Origin of the sequence: Aeromonas sp. FDAARGOS 1411 (assembly GCF_019047125.1) — a bacterium.
Classification (GTDB): Bacteria; Pseudomonadota; Gammaproteobacteria; order Enterobacterales; family Aeromonadaceae; genus Aeromonas; species Aeromonas veronii.
The window spans coordinates 312,611-328,883 of record NZ_CP077214.1 but is presented as its reverse complement, the minus strand read 5'-3'; the positions used below and the strand labels follow the sequence as shown (position 1 = coordinate 328,883).

The window sequence follows — 16,273 nt, the reverse complement described above, 5'->3', positions numbered from 1 at the left end:
CCCCATGGCCCTGACCGCCCACCAGCTAACGATGCGCTTTGGCGAGCGCCAGCTGTTCGAGATTGACCGGCTCGCCATCGCACCGGGGGATGCCATCTGGCTGCATGGAGCCAACGGGGTGGGCAAGACCACTCTGCTCAAAATCCTGGCGGGGCTGCTGGCTCCTACCCGCGGCCACACCAATCTGCCGGGGCGCTGGCAACAGCGGCTCAACCGGTTGCTCAAGCGGGAGCTGGGGCCGGGCCGGGTCACCTATCTGCACCAGACCCCCTATCTGTTCGATCGCACGGTGCACGACAACGTGGCCTGGGCGCTCGATAAACAGCTCGGCAGCGAGATCCGGGTGTTCGAGGCGCTGCGCCGGGTCGAGCTGGAAGGGCTGGCGCGGGAGCACATCAGCATTCTCTCGGGTGGCGAACGGCAACGGCTGGCGATGGCACGCGCCTGGGCGCTGCAACCGGCCTTTCTGCTGATGGATGAGCCCACCGCCAATCTCGACACACATTCGGTTGCCCTGATGGCCGCATTGGCGCAAGATCTGCGGGAACATGGCAGCGGCCTGGTCGTCATCAGCCACCAGAGCAACGCCCTGACCGACCTGTGCGAGCGGCAATGGACCCTCGCCCGTGGCCAGCTGCAAGAGACGACCCCTTTAAAAATCATCGAGCGACATGACTTCAAAAAGCGACAGCCACTCTGATCCCGTTGCCGTATCAGCAGTGATCCTGGCAGGAGGCCGCGCCACCCGGATGGGGGGCGAAGACAAGGGATGGGTAGCACTGGCGGGACGCCCCCTGATCGACCACGTTTTGGCGCGCCTGCGCCCCCAGGTAGATGAGGTGCTGATCAACGCCAACCGCAGTCAGCCCCGCTATCAGGCGCTGGCCCCGGTCATCAGCGATGACAACAACGACTATCTCGGCCCGCTGGCGGGCATGCAGGCAGGTCTTGCGGCCGCCCGTCACGACTGGGTGCTGTTCGTTCCCTGCGATGGCCCCGCCCTGCCGCTGGATCTGATGAGCCGCTTTCGCACCGCCCTGACACCGGATACCGAGCTGGTGGTAGCCCACGATGGCGACTGGCTGCAACCCGTGGTGGCCCTGCTGCACAAATCCCTGCTCCCCTCCCTCACCGCCGCACTGGCAGAGGGGGAGCGCAAAATCGATATCTGGTTTGCCCGCCACAATATGGCGGTGGTGAGCTTTGCCGATCAGCCGGATGCCTTTATCAATCTCAATAGCCCTGCCGAGCTGGCCGCCTACGAGGCCCGTCTGCTCGCCCCGGCTATCGCCCCCCAACAAGGAGTCACCTCATGACCCCGGCCCCCACCCTTCCCCTGCTCGGCTTCGCCGCCTGGAGCGGCACCGGCAAGACCACCTTGCTGGAGCAGTTGATCCCCCTGCTGGTGGATCGCGGCCTGCGCATCGGGGTGCTCAAGCACGCCCACCACGACTTTGATATCGACCAGCCGGGCAAAGACAGCTATCGCCTGCGCAAGGCGGGTGCCCAGCAGATGATGGTCGCCTCCCGTCGTCGTCATGCTCGTATCATTGAGACGGAACTGGCCGAAGCTGATTTTCGCCAGCTGCTGGCCAGCTTCGATCAAACAGAGCTCGATCTGCTCTTGGTCGAGGGGTTCAAGCACGAACACTTCCCGAAAATCGAGCTGCACCGCGCCGAGATTGGCAAGCCGCTACTCTTCCCCGAAGACAGCGACATCATCGCGCTGGCCAGCGATCAGCCCGCAGAGACCACCCTGCCGCAACTCGATATCAACGATCTGGCGGCTATCGCCGACTTCGTCTGCCGCTGGCTTGACGGCTGCCAGAGCAAGGAGCCGGAGGCGGGCAAGGGCTTTCTCTCGGTCGAGGCGGCCCGCAACGCCATTCTGGCGGCCCTCACCCCGAGCACTGCCTGCAGCGACAAACCGCTGGCCCAGTGCCACGGCGCTGTGCTGGCCGCCGATCTGATAAGCCCCATCAATGTGCCTCCCCACGCCAACTCGGCGATGGACGGCATTGGCCTTCGTAGCGACGATCTCGCCACCGGTCGCTGGCAGCTGGTGGGGGAAGTGCTGGCGGGCCAGCAGCGCCACGAGCCTGTGCTGGCCGGTCAGGCGGTGCAGATCATGACCGGCGCCCCGCTGCCCCCCGGGGTAGATACTGTGGTGATGCGGGAAGAGACACATATTGAAGGTGAGTGGGTCACCGTCACCGCCCCGATCCGGGCTGGGCAGAATGTGCGCCTCGCCGGCGAAGATCTCGCCAAAGGTGCGGTCGCCATCCCGGCCGGAACCTGGCTTGGCGCCCCCCAGCTGGGGCTGGCGGCATCACTCGGTCAAGCCAGTCTCACAGTGCGCACCCCGCTGAAAGTGGCGCTGTTCAGTACCGGCGACGAGGTGCAGGCACCGGGCGAGCAGCTCGCCCCCGGCCACATCTTCGACAGCAACCGCTTCACCCTGATGGCCCTTATCCGTGCCGCCGGTTGCGAGGTGATGGACCTTGGCATCATTCCCGATGACAAAACCATTCTGCGCCAGCAGCTGGAGCAGGCCGCCGCCAGCGCCGATCTGGTGCTGAGCTCGGGTGGGGTCTCGGTAGGCAACGCCGACTTTATCAAGCTGGTGCTGGCAGAGCTCGGCCAGATCGATTTCTGGCGCATCCAGATGCGGCCGGGCCGCCCGCTCGCCTTTGGCAAGCTGGGGCAGACCCCCTTCTTCGGCCTGCCGGGCAATCCGGTCGCGGCGATGATCTGCGTGCTGCAGTTTGTCGAGCCTGCCATCGCCCGCTTGCAAGGCAAGCGGTGGCAGCCGCTGCGCCTCTCGGCACTGGCAGACGAGAAGATGAAGAGCCGCCCGGGGCGCACCGAGTTTCTGCGCGGCATCTTTCATCAGGACCGTAACGGCCAGCTGCGGGTGCGCACCACAGGGCCACAGGGCTCCGGCATTCTCAGCTCCATGGCCGAGGCCAACTGCCTGATCGAAATCGTACCGGATCAACCCGGGATCGCCGTTGGCGAGCGGGTCTGGATCCACCCCCTGCAGGGACGACTGGCCTAAATCCCGGCGGGGCGTCGGCCGGATGCACGGCGCCCCGTCCCCCACCTGACAGGAGGCAGACCGTGCGTCTTGATGCCCCCCTCTCCCGACTCGATCTGCTGGTCTATGGCCGCTACCGGATCGTCCATGGCCTGCGCATTGCGCTCGCCTTTATGCTCACCTTTCTGCTGACCCGCGAGCTGAAACTGCCGGAGAGCACCTGGCCGCTGATAACCTTGGTGGTGGTGATGGGCCCCATCTCGTTTTGGGGCAATGTGCTCTCCCGCGCCCTGCAGCGAGTGGTGGGCACCATCTTCGGCGCCAGTTGCGGGGTGGTAGCGCTCTATCTCGAGATCTACTCGCTACCGCTTACCCTGATCTGGTGCGGCTGCATCATGTTCCTCTGCGGCTATCTGGCCCTCGGCAAGCGCCCCTATGTGGGGTTGCTGATCGGCATCACCCTGGGAGTCACCATGGGGGCCATGCCGGGAGACATAGAGACAGCTCTGTGGCGCAGTGCCGACGTGATACTGGGCTCCCTGCTGGCGCTGCTCTTTTGCAGCATCTATCCCCAGCGTGCCTACAGCCACTGGCGGCTGCAACTGCACCAAATCCTGCAGCAGTCGGGGCGGCTCTATCACACTCACCTCTCCCCCAATGTGCTGGAGCGCCCGCGCCTCAAGCACAATCTCTCCCAACTGCTGGCCCAGACCGGCAAACTGCGGGCCCTGCTGGCCCCTGCGGCCAAGGAGACACGCCACAGCGTCGCCCTGTTTGATGCGGTGCAGGTCACCATGCGCAACACCCTCTGCACTCTTGAGATGCTGGCCAACACCTACTGGAACGATCGGGAGAGCCACTTCCTGATGCAGAGCACGGCTGCGCTGAAAGCCTGCCATCTGGCCACCGAGGAGGCGATCAACCAGCTTGCCCTGATGATGCAAACCGGCGATGGTCGCGGCGCAGATGCCGCCATCGCCCGCCTGCACGAGGTGGCGACCCAGGTATCGCTGCCGCCCAACGCAGAGGCAGCCATCAATGGCTACCTCTGGCTCAACGTCCAGCTGACCGAACAGCTCACCCACCTGCGCCGCCTGCTGGGACTGATCCTCACCCCGCCCCATCGCAAGCAGCCCGACTAGACCCAATGCAAAACGCCCCGCAGTGGCGGGGCGTTTTGCTGTCTGACTGGCCGTTTGGGCCATGAAGGCAGCAAATCTTAACTGGCATTGGCCAGCGGCTGCTCGGTGGTGAGGTAGAGGGAGAAATCCTGAATACCCGCCTGCAGGGCGGCAAAACAGTCAGGGTCTATTGCGGTGTCCAGATTCTCCGCCATCATCTCCAGCGCCTGCGGCACGGGGATGGCACCGCGGTAAGGGCGCTTGGCGGTGATGGCATCGAAGATGTCGGCCGTGGTGATGATGCGCGTCTCAAGGGTAATCTCGTCCCCTTTCAGCCCCTTGGGGTAGCCCTTGCCATCGAGTCGCTCATGGTGGGCACCCGCCACTTGCGCCAGCTCCTCGAAGGCGCCGATACGGCTCAGGATCTCCTCGGTATAGGCGGCATGCATCTGCACCGCCGCCCACTCCTGCGCATCGAGCTTGCCCGGCTTATCGAGAATGGCGTTGCTCACCCCGAGCTTGCCCACATCATGGAGCAGGGCACCCCGCTTGAGCCAGCGTCGACGCGGCTCGGACAAGCCCATCTGGGTGGCAAGAATGTCGGTATAGAGCGCCACCCTGCCGCTGTGACCCGCGGTGTAGGGACTTTTGGAGTCCACCACCTGCCCGAAGGCCGCCGCGATTTCGTCCAGATAATCCTCATCCAGCGCTACCTCCCCCTGCCCAGCCGGGTGGACCAGCACCCACTCGGTCAGTCGGGGATCGGCCAGTCCTTGCCAGAACTCCTCGTCGGCCAGCGCTTCAAATTCCCGAACCAGTGCCGGATCAAACCAGCTGCCGCTGCGCTCGCGCAGCTCCTTGAGCGCCGCATCCGGACCTGCGGCTGCGTGAAACACATCCACCACCTGACAGAGCAGGGCAATGCGCGAGAAGAGCGGGATCGCTTCGCCTGCCAGTTGCAGGGGCCGACCTTTGCCATTCCAGTGTTCATCAAGGGAGAGGATGCCATCGGCTACATCATCACTGAAACGGAGCTGGCGAGCGATATCCGCCCCCCGATGACAGCGAGTCTGGATCAGTTCGTTGGCAATCTGGTCGCCGTTGCGAAAGATATGAAACAGGCTGCGAAAACGTCCCAGCAGATCCGCCTGCAAGCCGGTGTGGCCCAGCACGAAGTTGACTACCTCGGAGAGGGAGCCATCCACCAGTTTGAAATCGCGTTTGAAGTGAAGATCGTCGGTGAGATAGAGCTCGCAGATACGGGCGGCATTGCTGCTGCATCCCAAATCTTTAAGCAAAAGCGTGTAGTAGAGATCATGGCGCAGCCGGGCGTCCAGTCCCAGCCGCTCTCCCAAACGGGAACCTATCCAGCAGCAGCGAATGCAGTGTCCTCTTGGTTGCCCCTCGGTCATATCGAGCGCATGACTGAGGGAACCAATCAACTCCGCCAATCGCAATCCATTCACCGTCATAGTCTACTCCCTTAGACATCATGGCGATTTTACCAGCAGATTAGGTATACCCCATCTGATACCGGATAGATCTGGATTCAGTTGAATTTAGGCTGCAACCTTGCCCTGATTCACCCGCTCTTCCAGTTCTGCGCGGCTCAGGGTAGATACAAAGCGGCCATCGAAGTAGATATCCATCAGCTCGCCACGCTTCTCGCCGCGCATCATGCTGCTGCGACCATCCAGATAGTGCACTTCCATCTGGGCAGTCCCCTCGTTCGGGTAGCTGATCTCCACCTCGCGCACTCCTTGTGGCAGCATGGCCAGCGGCACCGTCTTGAGGGCCGGATCCAGATGCTGGTTCACCTTGATCACCGGATCGGCTTTCATGTCCACCACAGCCGGAGATTTGCCGGTGATGGGGTTCTTGCCAGACCAGAACTCGATGGTATTGAAGACGAACAGGTCAGCGGTCGCGGCCAGACCGTAGACAGGGGAGAGCAGCATAAAGACTCCGGCACGAGCGTAGCGGTTATCCACCACGCTCAGGTTGCCCTTGGTGACCATACCGGAAAGCCCCATCTGCCCCATACAGCCGCCCAGACCCATGCTCGCGACCATAACCAGCAGGGCCATTGCCCGCCCCTTCTGTTGTAATGCCATCGTGTTCTGTTCCTGCTCTGAAATAAATGAGGCGGCAAGCCTAATCAAGGGGCCAGAAGAGGACAATTCACAATGGCGGGACGATACAGGAGGGGTTCAGATTGGGGCACTGACTGCTCAAATATGAGTCAATGCCCCGCCATGACAGGAAGTCAGGGGGTTCAGATGGCCAGATCAGAGACGGTGCTGGAGACGTTGTTCGCCTCCCGACGGATGTCGCTCATCACCTCATTCACCTCGCCCACCTGCTGCTTGCCAAGCTCGGCGCTGCTGGCGACGTCGGACATCTCGGAGGTGACCTTGGCGGTCAGCTCCCGGTTGTTCTGTACCACCTTGGCTATCTCGTCGGTAGAGAGAGACGTGCGGGCCGCCAGCTGGCGAACCTCGTCGGCCACCACCGCAAAACCACGCCCCTGATCCCCCGCCCGCGCCGCCTCAATCGCTGCGTTAAGGGCTAGCAGGTTGGTCTGGTCGGCGATGCTGCTGATGGTGGAGACGATCGCCTCGATACTGCGCGACTGCTCGTTGAGCTGATTGATAAGGCCGATGCTGTGAGTCAGCTGGCTGGCAATCAGGCTGGAGGTATCGACCACCGAGGAGAGCAGACCCGCGCCACGCTCGGCGCAGTTCAGGGTCTCCCGGGCCGCATCGTGGGCCAACATGGCCGCTTCCCGCACCGCATCGCTCTTGTTGATCCGCTCGGTGATGTCGCTAGCGAACTTGATCACCTTCACCACCTGGCGATGCTCATCAAGGATCGGGTTGTAGGTCGCCTCCAGCCACACCTTGCTACCGTGACTGTTCTGACGACAGAAGAGACCGGACTTGAACTGACCACGGCCCAGCTCATCCCAGAAGTGGGGCTGGTCTCGATAGAACTGATCATCGCAGAAGATGCGGTGATGCTTGCCCTGCACCTGCGCCAGGGTATAGCCCATGGTATGGAGGAAATTGCCATTGGCAACAATCACCTCCCCGCCGGGGGTGAACTCGATGACCGCCAGCGACCGATCCAGCGCCGTCACCACCGCCTGCTGGCTGAGCAGTTGCAGGTGGTGCTCGGTAATATCGGCCGCGATCTTGATCACCTTGGTCACTACGCCCCGCAACTTGACCGGAAAATAGGTCGCTTCCAGCCAGATCGCCTCGCCCCGTTTGTTGAAGCGCTGGAATACCCCGGTACGGGAACGTCCCTGCTTCAGATCCGCCCAAAACTGCTGATAGTCGCTGCTCTGGGCATAGAGCTTGTCGCAAAAGATACGGTGATGCTGGCCGATAACCTCGGGCGCACTGAAGCCCACCACGTTGAGAAAGAGATCATTGGCGGCCAGCACAGTGCCATCCGGCGTAAAGGTGATGGTCGCCACGCTGCCGTGCACTGCGTCAAAAAATCCCTGCTGTTCCAGAAGTTGATCCTGGCACTGCTGCAACTCGGCTTTCAGTTTGCTATTGAACATCGAAACGTATCCTCCAGACTGGCACCCACCATGGCCAAACCACGCAGTGGATCAATAAGATAATGGTGGCGTGCTCCATCAGCATAGTTGGCGGCGTTGCCGCGATCCCATCTGACGCCATATTTATTGCTGTAAATCAAATTCACCGACCAAACGCCACTCATGCAGAGCTGAAACCCTTATTCCACCGCCGGTTGCCACTCCAGATAGGCCGGATTGGCGACAAAGCCGATCCGCTCATAGAGAGGGCGCCCCTGCTCGCTGGCATGGAGCCACACCTTGCCCAGCTGACGCGATCTGGCGAAGGCCGTTATGGCATCGAGCAGCGCCGTGGCGATCCCCTGCTGGCGCCATTGTGGCCGCGTATACATATTGAGCAGATACCCCTCCATCCCCGCCAGATTGCCGGGATAGGGCGGCCGTTCAAACAGTGCCAGCGTCCCGGCCGCCACGATCTGTTTGCCGCCCTCCTGCGTATCGGCCTCAGCCAGCCAGGATAAAGCACTCTCTTCACTCATCGCCCGGGTGAAATAGTCAAGGGTGGCCTGCCACAAGGCCGGGTCTGCCTGCGGCGTCACCAGCTCACCGACCTCACAAAACAGCTCCATGCGCAGCGCCACCAGTGCGGGAATATCTGCGGCCCTTGCCTGACGAATAATCATTGGCTGCTCCTTTTCTCTCATGGGAAATTTCGCCGGCCGTCATTATGACAAAGAGCGCCTTGTGGCGCTCTTTGTGATTGGGGGAAATCACTTATAAATCAATGGTTGCGACGTGTCAGCCAGTGATCCAGGCTCAGCACACCGCCGCCCCAGATGGTCAGGGTCAGCAGCATCCAGCCCCACAGCTGGTGATCATAAAAGCCGCCCGCCCAGAGGGTCGGGTAGGAGATCACCGCCATGATATTGAAGCCAAACAGCAGCAAGGCGGCTGGGCGAGTAAAAAGCCCCATCAGCAGGAAGAGCGGCAACAGCAGCTCGGCGGCCGTCCCCAGATAGGCAGCCCACAACCAGGGCAGCAGGGGCACCTGATACTCGGATTCAAACAGATAGAGGGTGGAATCCCACGCCGTCAGCTTGAGCCAGCCTGAAGTGATAAAAACCGAGGCAACCCACAGCCGCGCCAGCAACAGCACACCAGCGCTGCTCCAGCGCGGCAAATCACCACTTGAGCTGGCCAGCGCCAGCCATTTGTTTGCCATCATGGCATTACCTCCATATCCACCAGCAGACCAAGGGTTATCAGGCGAGTGAGATGTTCACTGGCCGCAGGGTCGGCCGCCAGCAGATCGACCAGCGCCGTACCAGCGAGACAACCCTGCAACAGCGCCCACTCACCCGCCGTCAGGGGCAAGGGGGCAACCCGGCAATCCGGCTGTTTCTTCAATGCCAGCCAGACGGGGGCATCAAGCACCTCCACCGCTTCACCACCGTGCAGCGCCATCTGCCACAGGGCCAGCACCGGATAATCGCTGGCAACCAGCAGCAGATCCGTGGCTGGCAACAGCCGCAGCCGCTCCCATTGTTGCGGCGATAATGCGGCCAGACGCTCGGCGGGCCAGCAGCGTGATTCCAGCGGCAGCAGACTGGCACGCTCAAGCTGCCATTCGAACTGAGCCAGCGCCTCCAGCCAGGGCAGTCCGGTTGTAGTTGGCAAGCGGGCCAGCCATTGGCCAAATCCGACGCCATAGTGCATGACGCTCCCTTCCCTGAGCGGCTCGGCCAATACGAAGCCACGGGCCGCCGCTGCAAAAAAGTCATCCCCGACCATAGCCTTGACGGCGGGATAACTGATCGCCAGCACCTCGCCAAGGCTCAGGATGAAGTGGTTGCGATAGACCTGTAGCACAGATTCGGCAGAAAAGAGCCGGGAGCTGATGTGAGGGGCAATAGCGTCAGGCTCCCCCAGCAGACCGTCAACAAAGTGCTGTTGCAGCTGTGCCAGTTCAGCCATGGGCCACCTCCCGTGGTGCACTCATGGCACGCGCCTCATCCAGAATGGCGCCGGCCTGCGCCGCCTCTGCCAGCAAGACCGGCAGCGGCGGGATCTCGAGGTCCCACTCAATCAGGGTCGGAATGGCCTGCTTGCGGCAGATCTGGCGATAGAGTTCCCAGACCGGCTCCACCACAGGGGCGCTGTGGGTATCGATATAGAGGGAGCCTTCCGGCAGCGGCTTCTCGGTATAACCGGCCAGATGGATCTCCCCGACGGTGGCGAGATCGATCGCCGCCAGATACTCATCGCAAGAGAAACCGTGATTGAAGGCACTGACATAGAGATTGTTGAGGTCGAGCAGGATGCCGCACTCACTGCGCTGCTGCAGCTCGGCCAGAAATTCCCACTCGCTCATCTCCCCGGGCAGTTGCAGATAGGAGGAGGGATTTTCAATCAACATGCGGCAACCCAGGGTCTGTTGTACCTGCTGGATCTTGTCGCTCATGTTGCGCAGGGAGGCTCGGGTATAGGGCACCGGCAGCAAATCGTTGAAGTAACGCCCACCAATGCTGCCCCAGCTGAGATGTTCGGAGATCCGTGCCGGTCTGATCGCCGCGACCAGTGTCGACAACTGCTGCAGATGGTGCGGATCGAGCGGGTCGGCAGAACCGAGGGACATGCCAACGCCGTGAAGACTGACGGGGTAGTGTTGCGCCAGTTCGGCGAGCACCTGAAAACACTGGCTGTGCTGTTCGAAGTAATTTTCACTATGCACCTCCAGCCAACCGACTGCCGGCAGGGTTTGCCGGATCTCATCGTAATGGGGAGTGCGTAATCCGATACCAATCAAAGGGTTCATCGCAAGACTCGCTTTCGCCAATCAGAGAAGATGCAGGGGACGGCCCGCTGGCCATCCCCTGCCCGATGTCTCTTACTTGGGTTGCAGCGAACCGCCGACCAGCTTCTCGCACAGCCCTTTGGGCATCACCACAAAGGCATCACCCTGAGCATCTTCCTTGGCAGTACCGGCGCAGGAGCTGCTCTTGGTCGCACAGTCATTCTTGCTGGCCTTGACCACGCCGTAGCACTTCTCCTTTTCATCGGCAGCCATTGCTGGTGCCGCGATAAATTGGGCGCCCAGCGCCAGCAGACCGGTCATGGCGGAGGCGATAGCAGTGCTTTTTTTAACATTCATGTTCATGTTCCTTTTGATGTCGTTGGATGTTGCTGATATCCCCGATTTGTCGCAACCGGGTACCTGCAATAGAACCGGCAAACGGGATATTCCCTTTCAAAAAAAAACACAAAAAGAGTTAAAAAATCCAAAGGCAGACACTCAATCAATTGATTTTAAACAGCTATTTCATCATTGAAAATTTCTCGACGACCACCCATTAATGAACGAGGAAAGTGCCATATGGTGCTTTCATCCCGTTAATCTTCTTCACTGCTTCCATCAAAAGAGATGCGTCAGACATAAAAAAGCCCCGCCAACAGGCAGGGCTGGATGCAACTTTAAAGAAACAAGAAATAAACAATCGGAGTGGTGTTGGGAGCCAGGAGTTGCGGCAAGCAGATAAAAAAAGAGACAGCTTTGGCTGTCTCTTTTTGCACATGGTGCGAATGGGGTTTAGTAGAAGATCCGCTCGCCACGCTCGCTCATTTTGAGCCACACCGGTTTGGTGCTGGTTTTATTCCAGATCCGGTGCAGATAGCTGTAGAAGCGGGCACGATCGCTGCGAAACAGCATCACGGGGAAAGCCAGAATGCCCACCAGCAATACATAAATGCGACGAAGAATAATCTGAGTCAGGGAAAAGGGATGAAACATGATGTAACTCCTTACTGGTAAGACCACTGAGCAAAGATTACCCCACTCCATGTAGGATTACTACATCACCAACGTATTTTTTTATAAAAAAAATGGTGAAAAACGGGAAATACTGAAAACGAGTTACGTCATTAACCAACAGTTAACAAACTTGCGAAAATCGTGCGCTTTGCCACAGTTATCAGGGGAAAAACATGCAGTAGGGAGACACGCATGAAACTGCCGGAAGTGGCACTGCTGGTGCTGATGGTTGCCCTGACACGGGCACAACTGGAGGAGTGGCAACTGAATCGGGAAGATGCCATCGTGCTGGCCGAACGGGGCGTGCCCACCGTCAGCCTGTGGCAATGCGGCACACTGAAGCAACGGATTGCGGATCTCAACCAGCACAGTGCCGAGGTGCAGTTTCAATATCGGGGGCAAAACATGGCGGATGTGAGCCACTATCTCGAGCGCGAGTGGAAACAGGCTGGCTGCGAACAGTTACTGGTACAGCAAGGATACTGACCAAGGCTCAGACTCGAAGAGTGATGATTGAGATAAACAGAGAAAAGATGGAGGCACGTTCCGGAGTCGAACCGGACTAAACGGATTTGCAATCCGCTGCATAACCGCTTTGCTAACGCGCCATGCTGACAAGACTGATTGTCTTTAAAGTGAGGTCCATCGTTGGTGCGATGGAAAATTGGAGCGGGAAACGAGACTCGAACTCGCGACCCCGACCTTGGCAAGGTCGTGCTCTACCAACTGAGCTATTCCCGCGTTACTGCTTTCGTGCCAGTTGCCTGACAACGAGGCGCATTATACGTACCACGAGCGCCAGCACAACCCCTTTTTCGCAATTTAAGCCCTGATGCAGACTGTTTGCTCAGGGTTTAAACGCCTTGCTGCATTTTTCTCCAGCCAGCTGTGACCCACCAAGCGAATTTGGGATAAAGTCGTTGAAATGATTACGCTTTCGTTCGAGACTTGAGCGGCTTAATAACCGGATTCTCAATTGAAAATCACAAGATGAAATGGATCTTCACGCTTCGTGGGCTCAGGCCGCAGTTAATGCTGGCTTTTTTCATGTTGGGCATGGTGCCCTTTTTGGTCATCACCCTCTTCTTCCTATACAGCCACGGCAAGGATCTCACCACCCAGACCTCCAACCATCTGGTCTCCGTTCGTAATATCAAGAAGAGTCAGCTCGAGGATTACTTCAACAACCTCAAAGAGCAGATCATCAACTTCTCCCAGCAGGATTTTGCCGGCAACAGTATCGGCCGTTTCTATGGCTTTACCGGCGCCTTCGAGAAGTTGGGCACCACACCGCAGGAGGCCCGCAGCCGTGCCCAGGCCCGCTATCTGCCCGGCTCCTGGGATCAACTGCGCAAACCGGACAGTCAGGTGGAGATCGAACCCTCCATCACGGCACTTATCCTCGCCGACGAGATGTATGGCCGGGTGCACCAGCGCTTTCATCGCGGCTATGCCGACATGGTGCGCAAGTCCAACTACAGCGACATCTTTCTGGTGGACCTCAACGGTGATGTGGTCTATTCGGTCACCAAGCACCCTAACTTCGCCACCAATCTGCTCTCCGGACCTTATCAGGGCAGTGGCTTGGGCCAGACCTTTGCCAAGATCAAACGCCGCCTTGATGGCGGCCAGAAGCCGCAGCAGATCTTCGAATTCACCGATTTTGGCCGCAACGAGCTGACCGGGCAGGTGGTCGCCTACATGGCCGCCCCCGTGATGCAGTACGACTATGTGCGCGGTGTGGTGATTTTCGAGCTGCTGCCGGACAAGCTCAACCAGATCATGGCGGAGCGGGAGGGGCTGGGCGAAACCGGCGAGACCATCCTCATCGGCCCCGACAAGCGGATGCGTGCCGATGCGTGGCTGGCGCCGGAGTTCAGCGTCGAGAACAGCTTCAGCCCCAACTTCCGGCCGCTGCAAACACCCCTCATCACCAAGACGCTCTCCGGCGAGCAGGGGGTCGGGCTGTTCCACTCCTATCAGGATGACGAGGTGCTGGCCGCCTACACCCAGGTGAAGGTATTCGACACCGAGTGGGCGTTTATTGCCGAGATCTCCACCCGGGAAGCCTATGCCCCGATCCGCCAGCTGGAAACGCTGGTGATTGTGCTGGGGGCAGGCTCGGTACTGCTGCTGATCCTCTTCTCCCGCTGGCTATCCCACTCCATCACGGCGCCGCTGCGCTCCCTGACCGAAGCGGCCGAGCAGGTGGCCGACGGCGCGCTGGATCACCCCATCGCCATCGAGCGCACCGGCGATGATATCGACCGGCTGGCCGAGGCGTTTCGCCATATGCAGCGCTCGGTGAAGGACAAGATCGAACTGATCGAACAGCAGACCCAGGAGCTGCAACAGCAGGTCAAACTGACCCACAAGCAGAACCTTAGCCTGCAGCAAGCGGACAAACTCAAGGATGAACTGCTGGCCAACACCTCCCACGAGCTGCGTACCCCCATTCACGGCATCAAGGGGATGGCCGAGTCCATGCTCGCCAGCCAGCAGGATTTGACCGAAGGGCAGCAAAAACAGCTCGGCCTCATCATCAAGAGCGCCGACGGCCTGGCCCGTCTGGTTGACGATCTGCTGGACTACCACCAGATGCGCTACGGCCAGCTGGAGATCCACTCCCAGCCCGTCTCATCAAAAGGGGTTATCCGGCTGGTGCTGGATCTCTGCCAGCATCTTGTGCAGGCCAAACCCCTCACTCTGGTGGATATCAGCCCGGCCGAACTGCCGCCGGTGCTGGCCGACGAGCAGCGGCTCGAACAGGTGCTCTACAACCTGGTGGGTAACGCCATCAAGTACACGCCGCAGGGCAAGGTGGTGCTCAGTGCCATCGTCGAGAACAACTTCCTGCGCATCAAGGTCACCGACACCGGCATCGGCATCGCCCCCGACCATCTGGAACATATCTTCGAGCCGCTGGTGCAGATGAGCCCGGAGGTAAGCAAGCAGGGAGCCGGCCTTGGCCTCTCCATCACCCGCCAGCTGGTGCACCTGATGGGGGGCGAGCTGTTTGTCGAGAGCGAGCCGAGCGTTGGCTCTACCTTCGCCTTTACCCTGCCCCTTGCCACCGGCAAAGCGGCCAATCTAACTCTCGACAGCCGCCAGATCGAGCATCAGCTGGTGCGCCAGCAACCGCTGATCCTGCCGGACTGGGAGAGCGACGATCTGCCCCCTCCCCCCGAGGATGCGCCGCTCATTCTGGTGGTGGATGACGAGCCCATCAACCTGCACATCCTGCGCCATCTGCTGCAGCCCTGCGGCTACCGCATTCTGCCCAGCAGCGATGGCCACGATGCGCTGGCCAAGCTGGCCGAGGAGCCGGTGGACCTCATCCTGCTCGATGTGATGATGCCGACCCTTTCCGGTTTTGACGTCTGCCGTCGCCTGCGCCAGCAACACCCGAAAGATATGCTGCCGGTGCTGCTGCTCACCGCCCTCAACCAGCCCAAGGATATCGAGGAGGGCTTCGGGGCCGGTGCCAACGACTATCTGGTCAAACCCTTCTGCAAAGAAGAGCTGTTTGCCCGGGTCAAGGCTCTGCTGGAGGCCAAGGCCGGACGCGCCTCGCTGGTAGAGAACCGGCTATTGAAGCAGGAGATCGAACATCGCCTCACCCTGCAGGATCGACTGCATCAGGATCAGCAGCGGCTGCTGGCCCTGCTCGGCGAAGGGGCCGACCCCATGATCTTTATCGACGAGCAGGGCACAGTGCTGTTTGCCTCCCGGGTGCTGGCGCGCCTGCTGGGACAGGAGCCGGAAGCCATGGAGGGGCAGCCCCTCAATGAGTGGCTCGCCACCCCGCTACAACATCAGTGGCCCGACCTTGCCAGCGAACGGGAACACAATCTGGAATTTTTGGTGGCCGGGCAAAAAGATGTGCTCAACGCCCGTGCCCTGCCCATCGCGCTCGGAGGACAGGCAGCTTTCGCCCTCACTCTGAGTACCGAACTGCGTCAGGATGAGAACCGGGTAATGGCGCTGGAGAACGCCCTCAAGAACCTCTCGCGGCAAGCCATCATCGAAGATGAACAGCTGCTGGGCGAGCTGAGCCGCCTGGGTGGCGAGTTCCGTTCGCTGGCCGACGACCTCATTCGCCAGCAGGATGACGAGCCGCTGCGCCGGGCGCTGGTAGAGACCATGCAGCTCACCCTGGATGCCTGGCAGCAGGGGACCGGCAAGGGCAAAATCGTGCTGGCAGAGAAGAGCAAGCTGTGGCGGGTCTATATGGACAGATCCAGCCCGCAGACCCGCACCCTCGACAAATACCTGAGTCTGGACACCCTGCCCAAGTCGCCACGCTGGAAGACGGTAGTGGCCACCACCGAGTATGTGCTGGGCCACTGCCCGCTCAATGACCACCAGCGCCAGCAGTTGCAGCACAGCGCCCAGACCCTGCGTCAACTCGCCAACCGCAAGCCGTGACACGGTGCCCTAAACGGGCGCCGGATCACAATTGGCAATCTGGTTTCTTTTTATGCAAAACAAAGCCCCGCACAACCCCGAAACCGAGAGCAGATCCAATTCACAAATTTGTCATATACGCCATTTTCACAGCCACTTTTTACGCGAGAGCGAATAACGCAAACCATTGATTTTAAACAGATAAAAAAGCATTTTGACGAGATTGACGTAACACCGTCAATTTTTACGAAAACAACGAAATCAATAGTTGTTGTTTTCCTGTTAATTCTGGTTTGCTTAGGGCGTTGGAAAACAGAACGACAAAGGTTAGACACCTGACCAACACAGAG

The 16,273-nt window shown here is 60.0% G+C and carries 15 protein-coding genes and 2 tRNA genes; 6 read left to right on the top strand and 11 right to left on the bottom strand.

The window, feature by feature from the left end; all coding sequences use genetic code 11:
• Window positions 1-4: 4 nt before the first annotated feature.
• The 4 genes from I6L41_RS01455 to I6L41_RS01440 all read left to right on the top strand — a co-directional run bounded on the left by I6L41_RS01455 (window position 5) and on the right by I6L41_RS01440 (window position 4,179).
• Complete coding sequence (locus tag I6L41_RS01455; protein WP_216961472.1) at window positions 5-700, top strand: energy-coupling factor ABC transporter ATP-binding protein; 696 nt, start codon at window positions 5-7, stop codon at window positions 698-700.
• Window positions 672-1,316 carry a molybdenum cofactor guanylyltransferase MobA gene (gene mobA, locus I6L41_RS01450; RefSeq protein ID WP_139444514.1) on the top strand — a complete coding sequence of 215 codons (645 nt, stop codon included), beginning with the start codon at window positions 672-674 and terminating at the stop codon, window positions 1,314-1,316. The genes I6L41_RS01455 and mobA overlap by 29 nt, the downstream gene beginning before the upstream one ends.
• Window positions 1,313-3,058 carry a bifunctional molybdopterin-guanine dinucleotide biosynthesis adaptor protein MobB/molybdopterin molybdotransferase MoeA gene (locus I6L41_RS01445; RefSeq protein WP_216961469.1) on the top strand — a complete coding sequence of 582 codons (1,746 nt, stop codon included), beginning with the start codon at window positions 1,313-1,315 and terminating at the stop codon, window positions 3,056-3,058. The genes mobA and I6L41_RS01445 overlap by 4 nt, the downstream gene beginning before the upstream one ends.
• A 62-nt stretch (window positions 3,059-3,120) precedes the next feature.
• The gene (locus I6L41_RS01440) at window positions 3,121-4,179 is read left to right on the top strand and encodes an FUSC family protein (protein ID WP_216961466.1); all 1,059 of its coding nucleotides are present in this window, start codon (window positions 3,121-3,123) and stop codon (window positions 4,177-4,179) included.
• Between the two features lie 77 nt (window positions 4,180-4,256).
• On the opposite strand, the gene I6L41_RS01435 is transcribed toward I6L41_RS01440, so the two are convergent.
• From I6L41_RS01435 to I6L41_RS01395, 9 genes are all read right to left on the bottom strand, one after another.
• Window positions 4,257-5,630: an HD-GYP domain-containing protein gene (locus I6L41_RS01435; RefSeq protein WP_216961463.1), complete on the bottom strand. Its 1,374-nt coding sequence runs from the start codon at window positions 5,628-5,630 to the stop codon at window positions 4,257-4,259.
• Window positions 5,631-5,717: 87 nt separating this feature from the next.
• Window positions 5,718-6,272 (bottom strand): DUF3332 domain-containing protein, encoded by a 555-nt coding sequence (locus tag I6L41_RS01430; protein WP_216961460.1) that lies wholly within the window; start codon window positions 6,270-6,272, stop codon window positions 5,718-5,720.
• Between the two features lie 161 nt (window positions 6,273-6,433).
• The gene (locus I6L41_RS01425) at window positions 6,434-7,729 is read right to left on the bottom strand and encodes a PAS domain-containing methyl-accepting chemotaxis protein (protein WP_216961458.1); all 1,296 of its coding nucleotides are present in this window, start codon (window positions 7,727-7,729) and stop codon (window positions 6,434-6,436) included.
• Window positions 7,730-7,908: 179 nt separating this feature from the next.
• Window positions 7,909-8,391: a GNAT family N-acetyltransferase gene (locus tag I6L41_RS01420; RefSeq protein WP_103252408.1), complete on the bottom strand. Its 483-nt coding sequence runs from the start codon at window positions 8,389-8,391 to the stop codon at window positions 7,909-7,911.
• A gap of 98 nt (window positions 8,392-8,489) precedes the next feature.
• On the bottom strand, window positions 8,490-8,933 hold the full coding sequence (locus I6L41_RS01415; RefSeq protein WP_216961455.1) for a DoxX family protein: 444 nt from the start codon (window positions 8,931-8,933) through the stop codon (window positions 8,490-8,492).
• A complete protein-coding gene (locus tag I6L41_RS01410) occupies window positions 8,930-9,682 on the bottom strand; it encodes a DNA-binding domain-containing protein (protein ID WP_216961451.1) in 753 nt (250 codons plus the stop codon). Before I6L41_RS01410 ends, I6L41_RS01415 begins: the two co-directional genes overlap by 4 nt.
• Window positions 9,675-10,523 (bottom strand): DUF692 domain-containing protein, encoded by an 849-nt coding sequence (locus I6L41_RS01405; protein ID WP_216961447.1) that lies wholly within the window; start codon window positions 10,521-10,523, stop codon window positions 9,675-9,677. Before I6L41_RS01405 ends, I6L41_RS01410 begins: the two co-directional genes overlap by 8 nt.
• Before the next feature lie 72 nt (window positions 10,524-10,595).
• Entirely contained in the window at window positions 10,596-10,859 is a 264-nt protein-coding gene (locus tag I6L41_RS01400) for a DUF2282 domain-containing protein (protein WP_005334862.1), read from the bottom strand.
• Between the two features lie 435 nt (window positions 10,860-11,294).
• Complete coding sequence (locus I6L41_RS01395; protein ID WP_005334863.1) at window positions 11,295-11,495, bottom strand: YbfA family protein; 201 nt, start codon at window positions 11,493-11,495, stop codon at window positions 11,295-11,297.
• A gap of 213 nt (window positions 11,496-11,708) precedes the next feature.
• Here I6L41_RS01395 and I6L41_RS01390 point away from each other — a divergent pair, with 213 nt between their 5' ends.
• A complete protein-coding gene (locus tag I6L41_RS01390) occupies window positions 11,709-12,002 on the top strand; it encodes a hypothetical protein (RefSeq protein ID WP_005347702.1) in 294 nt (97 codons plus the stop codon).
• A gap of 48 nt (window positions 12,003-12,050) precedes the next feature.
• On the opposite strand, the gene I6L41_RS01385 is transcribed toward I6L41_RS01390, so the two are convergent.
• Both I6L41_RS01385 and I6L41_RS01380 read right to left on the bottom strand, forming a co-directional pair.
• Window positions 12,051-12,124: transfer RNA gene (locus I6L41_RS01385), tRNA-Cys, on the bottom strand.
• A 57-nt stretch (window positions 12,125-12,181) separates the two neighbouring features.
• A tRNA-Gly gene (locus I6L41_RS01380) sits at window positions 12,182-12,257 on the bottom strand.
• 249 nt (window positions 12,258-12,506) lie between these two features.
• On the opposite strand from I6L41_RS01380, the gene I6L41_RS01375 reads away from it, so the two are divergent.
• Entirely contained in the window at window positions 12,507-15,944 is a 3,438-nt protein-coding gene (locus I6L41_RS01375) for an ATP-binding protein (RefSeq protein ID WP_199251920.1), read from the top strand.
• Window positions 15,945-16,273: the final 329 nt, after the last annotated feature.

What these genes read in the sequence shown, in the direction of transcription:
- I6L41_RS01455 (WP_216961472.1), top strand. Translation starts at nt 5, where the DNA reads ATGGCCCTGACCGCCCACCAGCTAACGATGCGCTTTGGCGAGCGCCAG.
- mobA (WP_139444514.1), top strand. Translation starts at nt 672, where the DNA reads ATGACTTCAAAAAGCGACAGCCACTCTGATCCCGTTGCCGTATCAGCA.
- I6L41_RS01445 (WP_216961469.1), top strand. Translation starts at nt 1,313, where the DNA reads ATGACCCCGGCCCCCACCCTTCCCCTGCTCGGCTTCGCCGCCTGGAGC.
- I6L41_RS01435 (WP_216961463.1), bottom strand. Translation starts at nt 5,630, where the DNA reads ATGACGGTGAATGGATTGCGATTGGCGGAGTTGATTGGTTCCCTCAGT.
- I6L41_RS01430 (WP_216961460.1), bottom strand. Translation starts at nt 6,272, where the DNA reads ATGGCATTACAACAGAAGGGGCGGGCAATGGCCCTGCTGGTTATGGTC.
- I6L41_RS01425 (WP_216961458.1), bottom strand. Translation starts at nt 7,729, where the DNA reads ATGTTCAATAGCAAACTGAAAGCCGAGTTGCAGCAGTGCCAGGATCAA.
- I6L41_RS01420 (WP_103252408.1), bottom strand. Translation starts at nt 8,391, where the DNA reads ATGATTATTCGTCAGGCAAGGGCCGCAGATATTCCCGCACTGGTGGCG.
- I6L41_RS01415 (WP_216961455.1), bottom strand. Translation starts at nt 8,933, where the DNA reads ATGATGGCAAACAAATGGCTGGCGCTGGCCAGCTCAAGTGGTGATTTG.
- I6L41_RS01410 (WP_216961451.1), bottom strand. Translation starts at nt 9,682, where the DNA reads ATGGCTGAACTGGCACAGCTGCAACAGCACTTTGTTGACGGTCTGCTG.
- I6L41_RS01405 (WP_216961447.1), bottom strand. Translation starts at nt 10,523, where the DNA reads ATGAACCCTTTGATTGGTATCGGATTACGCACTCCCCATTACGATGAG.
- I6L41_RS01400 (WP_005334862.1), bottom strand. Translation starts at nt 10,859, where the DNA reads ATGAATGTTAAAAAAAGCACTGCTATCGCCTCCGCCATGACCGGTCTG.
- I6L41_RS01395 (WP_005334863.1), bottom strand. Translation starts at nt 11,495, where the DNA reads ATGTTTCATCCCTTTTCCCTGACTCAGATTATTCTTCGTCGCATTTAT.
- I6L41_RS01390 (WP_005347702.1), top strand. Translation starts at nt 11,709, where the DNA reads ATGAAACTGCCGGAAGTGGCACTGCTGGTGCTGATGGTTGCCCTGACA.
- I6L41_RS01375 (WP_199251920.1), top strand. Translation starts at nt 12,507, where the DNA reads ATGAAATGGATCTTCACGCTTCGTGGGCTCAGGCCGCAGTTAATGCTG.